The sequence below is a fragment of the Hwangdonia lutea genome, from assembly GCF_032814565.1.
In the GTDB taxonomy this organism is placed as follows: Bacteria; Bacteroidota; Bacteroidia; order Flavobacteriales; family Flavobacteriaceae; genus Hwangdonia; species Hwangdonia lutea.
Genome location: NZ_CP136521.1, coordinates 835,015 through 849,015 on the forward strand (window position 1 = coordinate 835,015; position 14,001 = coordinate 849,015).

Annotated in this window: 13 protein-coding genes and 1 tRNA gene; 5 read left to right on the top strand and 9 right to left on the bottom strand. The window is 35.7% G+C overall.

Translation table 11 applies throughout. The annotated features are described in order from the left end of the window. Positions 1–165: 165 nt before the first annotated feature. The 4 genes from RNZ46_RS03600 (at position 166) to rpe (ending at position 3,685) form a co-directional block, all read left to right on the top strand. Positions 166–1,296: a sensor histidine kinase gene (locus RNZ46_RS03600; RefSeq protein WP_316984018.1), complete on the top strand. Its 1,131-nt coding sequence runs from the start codon at positions 166–168 to the stop codon at positions 1,294–1,296. Between the two features lie 116 nt (positions 1,297–1,412). Further along, positions 1,413–1,787 carry a hypothetical protein gene (locus tag RNZ46_RS03605; protein ID WP_316984019.1) on the top strand — a complete coding sequence of 125 codons (375 nt, stop codon included), beginning with the start codon at positions 1,413–1,415 and terminating at the stop codon, positions 1,785–1,787. A gap of 233 nt (positions 1,788–2,020) precedes the next feature. After that, positions 2,021–2,884, top strand: coding sequence for a sigma-70 family RNA polymerase sigma factor (locus RNZ46_RS03610; protein ID WP_019387909.1), 864 nt, complete (start codon positions 2,021–2,023; stop codon positions 2,882–2,884). A gap of 138 nt (positions 2,885–3,022) precedes the next feature. Next, positions 3,023–3,685, top strand: coding sequence for a ribulose-phosphate 3-epimerase (gene rpe, locus RNZ46_RS03615; protein WP_316984020.1), 663 nt, complete (start codon positions 3,023–3,025; stop codon positions 3,683–3,685). Here rpe and RNZ46_RS03620 read toward each other — a convergent pair. The 6 genes from RNZ46_RS03620 to RNZ46_RS03645 form a co-directional block, all read right to left on the bottom strand. Then, positions 3,682–4,098: a CBS domain-containing protein gene (locus tag RNZ46_RS03620; protein WP_316984021.1), complete on the bottom strand. Its 417-nt coding sequence runs from the start codon at positions 4,096–4,098 to the stop codon at positions 3,682–3,684. The two genes, rpe and RNZ46_RS03620, sit on opposite strands and share 4 nt — an antisense overlap. 91 nt (positions 4,099–4,189) lie before the next feature. Then, positions 4,190–5,041, bottom strand: a complete 852-nt coding sequence (locus tag RNZ46_RS03625) for a zinc-dependent peptidase (protein ID WP_316984022.1) — start codon at positions 5,039–5,041, stop codon at positions 4,190–4,192. Positions 5,042–5,136: 95 nt separating this feature from the next. Beyond that, positions 5,137–6,159, bottom strand: coding sequence for a UDP-glucose--hexose-1-phosphate uridylyltransferase (locus RNZ46_RS03630; protein WP_316984023.1), 1,023 nt, complete (start codon positions 6,157–6,159; stop codon positions 5,137–5,139). 22 nt (positions 6,160–6,181) lie between these two features. Next, on the bottom strand, positions 6,182–7,330 hold the full coding sequence (galK, locus tag RNZ46_RS03635) for a galactokinase (protein WP_316984024.1): 1,149 nt from the start codon (positions 7,328–7,330) through the stop codon (positions 6,182–6,184). Positions 7,331–7,345: 15 nt separating this feature from the next. After that, the gene (locus RNZ46_RS03640) at positions 7,346–8,233 is read right to left on the bottom strand and encodes an aldose 1-epimerase (RefSeq protein WP_316984025.1); all 888 of its coding nucleotides are present in this window, start codon (positions 8,231–8,233) and stop codon (positions 7,346–7,348) included. 20 nt (positions 8,234–8,253) lie between these two features. Then, entirely contained in the window at positions 8,254–9,246 is a 993-nt protein-coding gene (locus RNZ46_RS03645; protein ID WP_316984026.1) for a GntR family transcriptional regulator, read from the bottom strand. 142 nt (positions 9,247–9,388) lie between these two features. Here RNZ46_RS03645 and RNZ46_RS03650 point away from each other — a divergent pair, with 142 nt between their 5' ends. Then, positions 9,389–11,038, top strand: a complete 1,650-nt coding sequence (locus RNZ46_RS03650) for a sodium/sugar symporter (RefSeq protein ID WP_316984027.1) — start codon at positions 9,389–9,391, stop codon at positions 11,036–11,038. 251 nt (positions 11,039–11,289) lie between these two features. On the opposite strand, the gene RNZ46_RS03655 is transcribed toward RNZ46_RS03650, so the two are convergent. The 3 genes from RNZ46_RS03655 to ftsZ form a co-directional block, all read right to left on the bottom strand. Next, positions 11,290–11,363, bottom strand: a tRNA-Arg gene (locus RNZ46_RS03655). Between the two features lie 8 nt (positions 11,364–11,371). Then, on the bottom strand, positions 11,372–11,821 hold the full coding sequence (locus RNZ46_RS03660) for a GatB/YqeY domain-containing protein (protein ID WP_316984028.1): 450 nt from the start codon (positions 11,819–11,821) through the stop codon (positions 11,372–11,374). Positions 11,822–12,007: 186 nt separating this feature from the next. Then, the gene (ftsZ, locus tag RNZ46_RS03665; RefSeq protein WP_316984029.1) at positions 12,008–13,999 is read right to left on the bottom strand and encodes a cell division protein FtsZ; all 1,992 of its coding nucleotides are present in this window, start codon (positions 13,997–13,999) and stop codon (positions 12,008–12,010) included. Between the last annotated feature and the right edge of the window lie 2 nt (positions 14,000–14,001).

A 14,001-nucleotide genomic window follows, 5' to 3' on the forward strand; every position in this document is an offset into this window, starting at 1 on the left:
TATGCACACGAAAGTCCTTCTTTCGAGCCGCAAATGTAGTGTTTTTTTGTGTGTCTACGAATTTTTTTGTAACTTTTACATGTGCTTAATACGCATTAAGTTTTTTATCGTTAACCAACCCCTTTTAATTAATAGCAACTATAAATTAATTTAAAAGATTAACAGATGAAAACAGTAAAACCTCAAGGTGCCTTTTCAGATACCTCTTATTTCCTTGAACGCATTTTTAATAACACTTATAATGGTATCGCCATTTTAAATTTAGAGGGCGATTGGTTAAAAGTGAACGATAGCGTTTGCGAAATTTTTGGGTATTCAAGAAGAGAACTTTTCAACATGAATATTGATGATATCATATTTAGGGAAGACCTTGGTGTTCACGAAAAAAAGCATGAAAGCCTAATTCAGGGAAAAATAGACAAATACCGTGTTAAGCAACGTTATTTCCATAAAAACGGTTCGGTTATTACCATTTTAATATATGTGTCGTTGGTAAGTTACAAAGAAGGACGCCCACACATGATTTGGCAATTTACAGATGTTACAAACCACCAAAAAAGTCAAGATAAATTAAAAATGATGCTTAGCGTGGTAAAAGAGCAAAACGAACGACTTACAGCCTTTGCCGACATCATTACGCATAATTTACGCTCGCACTCAGGTAATTTATCGATGCTAGCCGAATTTTTAGAAGAAGATTTCTCGTTGTTAAATCAAAATGAAAATTTTGTGCTTTTAAAAAAAGCCATCGAAAATTTACAGGAAACCATGGCACACTTAACCCAAGTCGCTAAAATTAAAGAAATCGACGAAAGCGAAACCGAAACTTTAAACTTATACGATTATGTTGAAAAGGCCATTTACAATATTAAGGCCATTGCAAAAAACACTAACACAACTATTATTAATGATGTTGATGAAAACTTTTGCGTAAAAGGGATCCCCGCATATTTAGATAGCATTATCTTAAACTTTTTAACCAATGCCATAAAGTACAGATCTGATAAAAGACTGCCAGAAATAAAACTTACAGCCAACATACAAAATGATTATGTGGTTTTAAACATTGCTGATAATGGCCTAGGAATAGATTTAGATAAATATGGCGACAAGCTGTTTCAAATGTACAAAACGTTTCATTGCAACGAAGATGCCATTGGTATTGGCTTATTTATTACTAAAACCCATATTGAGTCTATGGGAGGAAAAATTATTGTTACCAGCGAGGTTGATGTAGGCAGTGAGTTTTCCATATATTTTAAATTAGCTGAACCTTCAACCAACTTAATCGACTAAGAGCTCTTTATTTTGTCAATAATGTCCTCTATTGATTTTGAATGAAGAACCCTTCACAAAATGTTAAATCGTGTTAAAAATTTGCTATTCCGTTAATAATCATTATATTACTAGCTATGATAAAAGCAGATAAAGACAAATACTCAGACGTTTTAGAAAATTCAATCGCCTATTTGGAAAGCCGTGGTTTTGAAAACATTAAAGCCGATATTGATGGTTACGAAACACCAAAATCATTCTCAAAAGTAGGAAGCGATATTAGTGTAACTCCAGATATTGTTGCTACAAAAGAGGGCAGAAAGCATTATTTCGACATAAGCTTAAAATCTGAAAAACCCAAACAACTAAAGTCTAAATGGCTGTTTTTAAACACCTTAAGCAACTTAAAATCCCACCGCTTTAAAATAATTACCGCTCGAGGTCATTATAAATACACGCAAGACATGCTTGACGCGGTAAACTTAAGCAACAAAAAGCCAATAAAAATTTAGGTTAATCTGATTCGAAACCCGCACACTCAAAATAGCTATAATCCTGTTGTGACGATTGCTTCATTACTTCTCATTAAAAATATAATTGGAAAATGTGACTTTTTTAATCCATTGGGGTCTTAAAAAAGAACGCCATTAAAATACTTGGATTATTTTGTAACATTTTTTGAAGTTCACACGTATAACTATAGAAGCAGGATTAGAAATCCTTAAAAAATAAAGGAGAACATTACATGAGACAACTTAAAATTACGAAGCAGGTTACCAACAGAGAAACGGCATCGTTAGACAAATATCTTCAAGAAATAGGAAAAGTTGACTTAATTACCGCAGACGAAGAAGTAGAATTAGCACAACGCATTAAAGCTGGAGACCAAATAGCTTTAGAAAAGTTAACGAAAGCTAATTTACGTTTCGTAGTATCGGTAGCTAAGCAATACCAAAACCAAGGACTTACGTTGCCAGATTTAATTAACGAAGGTAATTTAGGCTTAATTAAAGCGGCTCAACGTTTTGATGAAACACGTGGTTTTAAATTTATTTCTTATGCTGTTTGGTGGATTCGTCAATCGATTTTACAAGCCTTGGCCGAACAATCGCGTATTGTACGTTTACCGCTAAATAAAATTGGTTCTATCAACAAAATCAATAAAACGTTTGCCTTTTTAGAACAAAGTCACGAGCGTCCGCCCTCTGCTGAAGAAATCGCAAAAGAGTTGGATATGACGATTAACGATGTAAAAGAATCCATGAAAAACTCTGGGCGCCATGTAAGTATGGATGCGCCATTGGTTGAAGGCGAAGACTCTAACTTATACGATGTATTAAATAGTGGTGAATCGCCAAATCCTGATAAGGAATTATTACACGAATCACTACGTACTGAAATTGAAAGAGCACTTGAAACCTTAACACCTCGTGAAGCAGATGTTATTCGTTTATACTTTGGACTTGGAAACCAACACCCAATGACTTTAGAGGAAATTGGAGAAACTTTCGATTTAACTCGTGAGCGTGTACGACAAATAAAAGAAAAAGCTATTCGTAGGCTAAAACATACGTCTAGAAGTAAAATATTAAAAACTTATTTAGGTTAGTAATAAAATTACGACTAAATTACGACAACAAACAGTTTCACATAACTGTTCGTTTTTTGATTGATGAAAGAACCCGCGGCTGATTACCGCGGGTTTGTTTTTTTATACTATTTTTGCGCCAATAAATTATACCAAACAATGAGTTCTAAATTAATTGCCCCATCCATTTTAGCAGCCGACTTTGCCAACCTTCAACGCGACATAGAAATGGTTAACCAAAGTGAAGCTGATTGGTTTCATATTGATATTATGGACGGTGTTTTTGTGCCCAACATTTCTTTTGGCATGCCCGTTTTACAAGCTATTAGCAAACACGCAAAAAAAACAATTGATGTGCATTTAATGATTGTAGATCCAGACCGGTACATTAAAACATTTGCCAATTTAGGCAGTAATATATTAACGGTTCATTATGAGGCCTGCACCCATTTACACCGCACACTTCAGGCTATAAAAACAGAAGGCATGCAAGCTGGCGTTGCCTTAAATCCGCATACCAACATCAACGTTTTGGAAGATATCATTAACGACATAGATTTAGTATGCCTCATGAGCGTAAACCCAGGTTTTGGTGGCCAGAGCTTTATTGAAAATACCTATAACAAAATACAGCAACTTAAAGCACTCATAAACCGAAAAGGCGCTTCAACACGCATTGAAATTGACGGTGGTGTTACCGATAAAAATGCAAAGCTATTGGTTGATTCTGGCGCCGATGTTTTAGTAGCTGGCAGTTATGTTTTTAAAAGCACCAACCAACTCGATACTATTAAAGGCCTAAAAGCGATTGCAAATTCTTAAATCTGCTTAAGCAAATATTTTATTAAATCGGTTGTGGTAACAATGCCTACTAAAATACTATCGTCAACCACCGGTAATGCATGAAATTCTTTTTGGGCTAAAATTTCGGCAACTTCTTTAATCGATGTATCGCTCGTTACGCTTACCAGGTTTTTGGTCATCACCTGCTCAATGGTAAACATATTATAAACCACAGCGTCTACATTGCGCTCATCGTTTGTGGCATCGGCAAAACTGATCCGAAGTAAATCCGAATAGCTTAACATCCCTATTATTGACTCTTGGGTTACAACAGGAATATGCCTAATGTTGTGTCTTTTAAAAAGCATTTCGGCTCTATCTAAATTATCAGACCGCGTTAAAGCGATAACGTTTTTGGTCATTATTTCTGAAACTGGAGTTGTTTTTCTCATGATATTCCGTTTTAAAATCTACACTAAAAGTATAAATGAAAAACTGAATAAAGTATGATAAAAATCATGGATTCAAGATATTTTTTAAAGCCTAATATCCTGCAATTTTAAAATTAAGCATTTGCTTAACTTTGGCGTAAACCTTGGGGAATTGCGACTTGAATTCTTGTGGGGTTTCAATAAAATTTTCAATGATTACGGCAACAAATTCAAACTGATTAGTAAAGGCATATTTTCTGAAATAATCCGAATTTAAAAGTCTATTTCGTAAAGCTTCATTTGTTGACAACAGTTTTGTGAGCTCTTTAAAAGAATCGCTAAAAATGGTGGAACTTACATCGCGCTCCTTGATGCTGTTTATATGAATAGCGTGGGTAAATTCATGAATACCCAAATTCAAATTATCCTTGCCATCATTGAATCCCGCTTTAAAATCATCCCACGATAACACCAATGCCTTTAACTTAGGATTGAACTCACCGCGGTGATACGCCTTATTGGTATTGGAATAAAACTTGTTAGGATATATTACAATTTTAGAAATAACACCAATATAAAAGTCTCTGAAACCAAACGTAAGCATGACGGCAGTGGCAGAGATTAACACTTTCATCTCATCGGTAATTCTATTGCCATCTCTTCCTATAAAATCTTTGTCTTTAATAAATAAGGCTACGCGGTGTTCGAAATATTTTTTTTCTTTATCCGATAACTTCTTATAAAACGAAAATTGATTTTTTAAAATTGATTTTTGAGACTCATTAAGCTGCTTTAAAAAAATATAAAAATGATTATACAAAGGCTTCTTATGCTTTAAAACATAGGCCATTTCCGTCATTTTAAAAGCATAATGTAAAAACAAATATGCCAATGCCGCAAACAAAATGCCCAAAATCACCTTACTGCCCAAGGTATAAGTCTCGATAATTAAAAAATAAAGCATATAGCATAAACGCTTTTAAAAAGTTAAAATTGCTAGAAATAGATTGTCTTCTACTTCACATAGTTTCTGGCAATTTACAATTAAAAACCCAGGTTTTATTTAACTAAATCCCGTAGTCGTTGCGCCGCTTGTTCGGCAGTAATGTCGCGCTGTGGCGTACCAAACATTTCGTAACCTACCATAAACTTTTTTACGGTGGCGCTTCTTAATAACGGCGGATAAAAACTCATGTGCCAATGCCAATGGCTATTATCTTCACCGTTTGTTGGCGCTTGATGAATACCACTGGAATAAGGAAAAGAACAGGCAAACAACGCATCGTAAACCTTGGTTAAAACGGAAATAGCCTCGGCGAAAGCACGACTTTCTTTTTCAGAAAGTTGGGTAATATCTTTGTATGTTCTTTTTGGCGCAATCATAGCTTCAAAAGGCCAAATGGCCCAAAATGGGATTAACACAACAAAATCGTCATTTTCAAAAATGATGCGTTCTTTGGCTTCCAATTCTTGTTTTAAATAGTCGCCCAAAAGACTGCTTTTGTTTTTTAAATAGTATGCTTTTTGCTGATTATCTTTCTTTTCAACTTCGTTTGGAATTGTGGACTGGCTCCAAATTTGACCGTGTGGATGCGGATTACTACACCCCATTACTGCGCCTTTATTCTCAAATATCTGCACGTTATTTATGGCTTTATTTGCACCAAGCAATTTGTACTCATCCTGCCAAACCTTAACTACTTTGTTAATGGCGTCAATATCCATATCTGCCAAACTTTTTGAATGGTCCGGACTAAAGCATATTACTTTACAGATTCCCGTTTCGCTTTCAGCTTTAAATAATCCATTATTTAAAGAAAAAGATTTTGAGTTGGATTGCAATGCAGCAAAATCGTTTGTAAACACAAAAACATCTTTATAATCTGGGTTTACTTCACCGTTAATTCTAGTGTTTCCGGCGCATAAATAGCAGTTTGGGTCGTGCGTTGGCCGCACCTCGTTTGAGACGGATTCGTTTTGTCCTTGCCACGGTCGTTTTGCGCGATGTGGCGATACCAAAACCCATTCGCCCGTTAATATATTGAATCTTTTATGCGAGTAATCTTGTAAATCTGTGTTCATTTTTAATAGATATAATTATGTGCTACTTTACTAAATGGGTGCCGTTTGATAATTTTACAAAATACACCGAGCAATCTTTATTAAATTTATTTTTATACGCTTTGGAAGCTGAATCGGCAAAGGCTTTGGCTTCGGTTTTTGCCACTAAATTAATGGTGCAACCTCCAAATCCACCACCCATCATTCGTGCGCCTAAAACATGTTCGTTCTTTTTGGCCTGTTCAACTAGAAAATCCAATTCGTCGCAGCTTACCTTGTATTGATTTGATAAGCCATCGTGCGACTGATAGATTAAAGCGCCCAGTGTTTCAAGGTCGTTATCCTTAATGGCTTTGGCTGCTTTTATGGTTCGTTTATTTTCCTGAATAACGTATAAGGCTTTCTGATAATCTTCCGGCGTTACTTGATCTTTTATTTGTTCCAAATCGGATTCGGTGGCATCACGAAGTGCTTTTATTCCGAGCAATTTAGAAATGTTTTCGCAAGCCGCACGCCTATCGTTATAAGCGCTATCGGACAGACTGTGCTTTACGTTCGTGTTTATTAGCATAAGTTGATGGTCCTTGAAATTAATCTCAAAAGGTTCAGCTTCAACCGTTCTGCAATCTAAATGCAGTGCATTGTTTTCAATCCCAAACATGCTGGCATATTGGTCCATAATACCACATTTAACGCCCACATAATTATGCTCTGCTTTTTGTGAAATTAAAATCATGTCGTGCTTAGACAAGCCTAAATCTAAAAGTTCATTCAACCCAAAAACCACACTGTTTTCTAATGCTGCTGAAGAAGACATGCCAGCGCCTCCGGGAATATCGCCCTTAAAAACGATATTAAAATTGCCAACAACAATATTCTTTTTCTGAATTTCGGCTACTACACCCAATACATAATTTTCCCAACTGCCTTCTGGTGATGGTTTTAGTTTATCCAATTCAAATTCAACCGTACTATCCAAATTCAAAGCTATTGCCGTACAGTGCCCAGAATTGCTCTTTTGAATAGCAGCAGCGATACCTTTATCTACCGCGGCAGGGAAAACAAAACCTTCGTTATAATCGGTATGCTCGCCAATAAGGTTGATGCGCCCAGGAGAAAAAACAAGCAATGGGCTTTGATTAAAAGTCTCGATATATTTTGTCTTTACGGCGTTAATTAATTCAGCTTTCATCTTTTATGTATTAAGTTATTTTATCATTTTCAAACGCCAATCTATGCGATAAGATGCGTTGGGCTTTAATACTTTAAGCCCGATTTGATTATTAAAACTATCAGACACACCCGTTGTTGGCTCAATGGCTATAATGTTTTCTTTTGGCGGTGTGTAAACCTGTAAAAAATTATGTTCTTCGGACGATTCTATTACAAATTGATACGTTGGTGTGTTGAAGGTAATGGCATCATCATTTAAAATCCAACAATCGTCTAGTTTTTTATCTTCAATATTAAAGCTTTTAACAGCGTCGATTTTTTCAACACCGGTTGTGATGTTTCGTTCTCCCAATTTCAATTTTTGATGACTTGAAAATTGCAAATCACTTGCGTATAAATTTTCACTTAAAAAATATGGATGCCAACCCAAAGTAAACGGAAACGATGCTGTGCTCGTGTTGGTAACCGAAACCGATAAACTCATGGCATCTTTGGTAAAAACATACTCCAATTGGATGCTGTACGTAAAGGGGAACCCTTGAGTCAATTCATTTTCTTCATATTCCAATTTAACCGAAATGGATTCGTTGCCGCCTTTATGTTCAATAACGTTAAAAACCTTATTATAAACCAAACCGTGTAACGCATTGTTTTCAGACACGTTATTGGCATCTAGCTGATAATGGGTTTTATTGAAATTATAAGCGCCATCTTTAATCCGGTTTGCAAACGGAAACAGAATGGCACTGGCATAAGTATCGGCATAAACCAAAGGGTTTAAATCTACTATTATCGATTTACCGTTAAGTGTTAATTCCTGTAAACTGGCGCCATCATTCAAATGTATTTTAGCAAAAAACGAAGCGTCGGAATTTTTTAATTCCAACACATTGTTTTCATTTTGATGTTTAATACTGTACACTATGATTTAATTTTAAATGGTTATAACGAGTTTCTTAAAATAAGGTTATTTGGGTTTACAATTTTACCCACTTTTTTATTGAGTATCATGCTTGCCAATTGTTTTCCCATGGCATTAAAATCGGTCGAAATGGTAGTAATACCATCGGCGACAATTTCTTTGAGCAAGGTATCATTATACGAAATAACGCCCACATCTTTAGCCAATATCAAATTGTTATTTTTAAATGATTTTATAATGCGAAGCAAATTTTTATCGTCCGGAATAATATAAAGTTCTCCAGGTTTTGGAGTGTTGCTTTTTAGTGAATCAATAACCGAATAATCAATTTTATAGGCTTCACAAAATAGCTTAAAACCTCTTAACATACCCTGTGGCTGTTTGTCCTCAGGGAAAAGCAATATTATTTTTTTGTATTTTTCAATTAGATGCAAAGCCTTTTTTAAACCATTGAAAATATCTTTTTCAAAATTCTGATAAATAGCTGAATAGGGCTTTAAATCGTCATGTATTTGATCTAAAATATACACTTTTTCCTGTGGCAGATTTTGAATAACCGCATTTGAATTATTGAAATTGGCAGGCATAATTACATAAAAATTATAGGCTCCAATATTGTCATGAATCAATTTACTAAAAATTGTTGTATTAAAATGATGGAAAAAAATATCGACTTGAATGTTTTCTCCCAAGCCTTCCAAAAACGAATTATACAGATCTTCTTTAAACGAGTTTAACTCATCGAAAAGCAAAAACACTTTCTGATTCACATTAATATCTTCACTGGCAACATAGTAGCCTTTACCCACAACAGACTGAATAATACCTCTGTTTTTCAGCTCGTTAAACGCCATTAAAACCGTATCTCTAGAAAGCGAATGCGCATCTTTAACCTTATTAATCGATGGCAGCTGATCACCTTTTTTAAGTACCCCAGATGCAATAGCCTCTTCAATCGAATTAACAATTTGCTTATATTTTGGTATGCCTATTTTATTCTGAATTGAAATCATATCTAGCGCAAAGGTAATCTATTATTTCATAAAAACCTACTAGACCCTACTAGTTGTTTTTTTTATTAATTAAAACTACAAATCTTTAAAAATAAATATATATATTTGATGCTTTAACACTAACTAAACTAACTAATACATTATGACAGCAGGATTTGGTACATGGGACTACGTGGTCTTTATTGCTTACGCCATTTTAATTTTGGGCGTAGGATTATGGGTTTCTAGAGACAAAAAAGGACATCAAAAAAACGCTGAAGATTATTTTTTAGCCAGTAAATCCCTGCCTTGGTGGGCTATTGGCGCATCGTTAATTGCCGCTAACATTTCAGCAGAACAATTTATAGGTATGTCCGGTTCTGGTTTTGCATCAGGGCTTGCCATAGCGTCTTACGAATGGATGGCCGCCATTACCTTGATAATTGTCGGTAAATATTTCTTACCTATTTTTATTGAAAAAGGACTTTACACCATTCCTGAATTTGTTGAGAAACGCTACTCCACCAACCTAAAAACCATTCTCGCAGTATTTTGGATTGCTCTTTATGTATTTGTGAATTTAACCACCGTTTTATATTTAGGTTCCTTGGCACTAAACACCATTTTAGGAATTCCACTAATATATGGTGTTATTGGATTAGCATTGTTTGCTGCAGCTTATTCGCTTTATGGCGGTTTATCTGCCGTGGCTTGGACCGATGTAATACAAGTTGTTTTCTTAGTATTAGGAGGTTTGGTAACCACTTATTTAGCACTAAACACCGTTTCGGGCGGCGATGGTTTTATTGCAGGACTGAACACTGTTTTTGAGGAAGTGCCAGAACGTTTTGAAATGATTCTTGACGAATCCAATCCGGAGTATAAAAATTTACCGGGAATAGCCGTACTAGTTGGTGGAATGTGGGTAGCAAACCTATATTATTGGGGATTCAACCAATATATAATTCAACGAACCCTTGCAGCCAAATCACTAAGAGAAGCTCAGAAAGGTATTCTATTTGCCGCATTCTTAAAATTACTTATTCCATTAATTGTTGTTATTCCAGGCATAGCTGCTTATGTTATGATTAACGACCCAGAAATTATGGCAAAATTAGGTGATGTGGCCTCTAGAAACCTACCATCATTAGAACAAGCTGATAAAGCCTACCCTTGGTTATTGCAATTTTTACCAACTGGCCTTAAAGGATTAGCATTTGCTGCATTGGCTGCCGCCATAGTGTCTTCTTTAGCGTCTATGTTAAACTCAACATCTACCATCTTTACGATGGATATTTACAAGCAATACATCAATAAAACAGCTAGCGATAAAGCTACCGTAAATACGGGAAGAATCTCCGCGTTTATCGCTTTAGTAATTGCTTGTATAGTTGCTCCGCTTTTAGGTAATTTAGACCAAGCCTTCCAGTTTATTCAAGAATATACCGGCATAGTGAGCCCAGGTATTTTAGCGGTGTTCTTACTAGGTTTATTTTGGAAGAAAACCACCAACAAAGCAGCGATTATTGGTGCATTGGCCTCCATTCCAATTGCGATGTACTTTAAAGTAGCACCAAAAGGATGGTCTACATCACCTTTCTTTGTTGATATACCGTTTATGGACCAAATGGGATTAACACTACTTTTAACCATGTTGGTTATTGCTATATTTAGTTATGTACAACACAAAGGTGCAGATGATGAAAAAGGCATACCAATTACAAAACAATTGTTTAAAACTTCACCATTGTTTAACATCGGATCGTTTGCAGTAATGATTATTTTAACTGTTTTATACGCTTTATTCTGGTAAACAACATTACATGTATAAAAAATAAAAAGCCCTGTAATATTGCGTTACAGGGCTTTTTTATTTGTAAAACCACCAAAAAGATTAATTAAGGTTTTAGATTTTATTTTTAAATTACGATTGAATTGAAATTTTAAGCTCATATGAACGAGACTCGCTACCCGCATATCTTAAAGCTCTATTTTGAAAACAAAAAAACTTTGCTTACAAATTCAAGCGGACTTGATTTGAGACAAAGTTTATTTGTTTATTCGTGACCGCGGAGGGATTCGAACCCCCAACCCTCAGAGCCGAAATCTGATATTCTATCCAGTTGAACTACGCAGCCAATTATTATTACGACAATTTTTGTCTGACTATATTAGAAATGGTTTTCCCGTCGGCTTGTCCCGCCAACTCCTTACTTACTATACCCATAACTTTCCCCATATCCTTCATGCCTTCTGCCCCTATTGAATCAATGGTCATTACAACCACTTTTTCAATTTCCTCTTCACTTAAAGCTTCAGGTAAAAACTGAGCAATCACATCGGCTTCGGCCAATTCGGGAGCAGCTAAATCTTCACGCCCTTGTTCCAAATAAATCGCAGCACTATCCCTGCGTTGCTTTACTTGCTTTTGAAGAATTTTAATCTCTTGTTCCTCGGTTAATTCTGCCTTGGCACCACTTTCTGTTTGCGCCAATAGAATAGCCGTTTTAACTGCGCGCAATGCCGTTAAAGCCGTTTGGTCTTTAGCTTTCATTGCTGCTTTTAAAGCCGGCATTATGGTTTGTTGTAAACTCATGGTTTTTATTTGAAATGCGAAGATATAAAAAAGTCCGCAGTCTTCAGCCTACTGTATTCAGTTAAAAAATCATTTTTAAAAAAGAAATAAGCTGTTTTTATCGCGGGAAACTTGGATAACAAAAATGCCCGAAAAGTTGAGGGAACTTTTCGGGCATAACATCGAGTTAATTCAATGTATGTAATTTTAATCTACATTATCGTGTAAAAAAGAATTATTGTTTCGTAATTGAATATCGTCGTTATCATCCAAACCAATACTGGTTCGCGACATATCGGTTTCAGAAGAATGTTTGGCTTCTTCTAAATTTACGCCTTGACGTTTATAAGCTGGCGTTTTTTCGATATCGTCAATTTTAGCACTATTAAATTTATAATTGAACTCTTTCATCTTCCGTCTGCGTTCGTCTGCGCGTTCTTTTAACAAATCTGAAATAGGGCTGTTAAGCGGATCTACCTCATCATTTGCTGTTTCTTCAGTGTTTTCTTGAGGTAAAACTTTTTTCTCAAAAACAATATCGTTGTCCACCTCTTCTTCAACTACTTTGGATTTTGATGATTTTTTATTTATTGAAGATTCCACTTCCACATAATCATCCAAAGCATACCGAATATCACCTTTTTCGTTGGTTTCATTAACGGTAATAAGCTCCACATGGTCTTTAACAGGCATATCCTTTATTTCTTCTTCATTTAATTGATGAGAAACAACATCGTCGTTTTTAATATCTTCCTCATTATCTGAAGACAACGGCAAATCGAACGTTAATGTGATTTGTTGTTCTTCTTCAATATAATCTGAAATCACCTCAACATCTGTCATGTTTTCAGCACCTTTAGACATTTTTGTTACGGGCTTGATGATAAAATCTTCCTCTTCATTATGATTCGATTTAACCTCATCGTAAACCACATCAATATTTTTAATGATTTCTGAAGTTGGAATTAAATTGATGTCTTTTGAAAAATCGTCTGCAATATCTTGTTTTACAACCGCTTTTTTTGTTGGTTTTACAGGCTCTTCATCTAACTCCAAATCTAAGGTATGCCTCACTATTGGCGTTTCTTTTTTCTCCTCTAATTCAACAATAGGCTCAATAATTACAGGGTCTTTACTTTTAAGGCTAATATCTTCTTCTTCATCTAACGAGTGCACTACCTTTTTGGTTTCTGTGTTAGAAATCTCGTCTTGTTGTTCGATATTAAAACCTGTTGCAATAATAGTAACTGCAATAGATTCTTCTAAAGCTTCGTCTTCGCCAACACCCATAATAATGTTAGCGCCATGTCCGGCTTCGGTTTGAATATGGTCGTTAATTTCACCAATTTCGTCAATGGTTATTTCGTGCGACCCAGAAACAATTAAAAGCAATACATTTTTAGCGCCCGTAATTTTATTATCGTTTAACAATGGCGAATCCAAAGCTTTACGAATAGCATCTTGAGCGCGGTTTTGACCGGATGCCAAGGCAGAACCCATTATGGCCGTTCCGCTATTGCTTAAAACGGTTTTGGCATCGCGTAAATCGATGTTTTGTGTGTAGTGATGCGTAATAACCTCGGCTATACCACGAGCAGCAGTAGATAGCACTTCGTCGGCCTTTGAAAAACCGGCTTTAAAACCAAGGTTACCATATACCTCGCGAAGTTTGTTATTATTTATTACAATTAAAGAATCGACAACATCCCGTAATTTTTCAATGCCTTTTTGAGATTGCTCGATACGCATTTTACCTTCAAAAGCGAAAGGCATCGTAACGATACCAACGGTTAAAATATCCAGATCTTTTGCCATTTTTGCTATAATTGGAGCTGCACCGGTTCCGGTTCCTCCGCCCATTCCTGCCGTTATAAACACCATTTTTGTGTTGGTATCAAGCATGGTTGAAATATCATCAAAACTCTCAACTGCCGATTGTTCTCCAATATCGGGGTTTGCGCCTGCACCTAATCCTTCGGTTAAATTAACACCTAATTGGATTTTGTTGGGAACACCGCTGTTTTGTAGGGCTTGCGCATCGGTATTACAAACGTAAAAATCGACGCCTTTAATGCCTTGTTGGAACATGTGGTTAATGGCATTGCTGCCACCACCGCCAACGCCAATAACTTTAATGACATTCGACTGATTCTTTGGTAAATCAAATGCAATGCTTTCGAATTCTTTTTTGCTGCTCATAA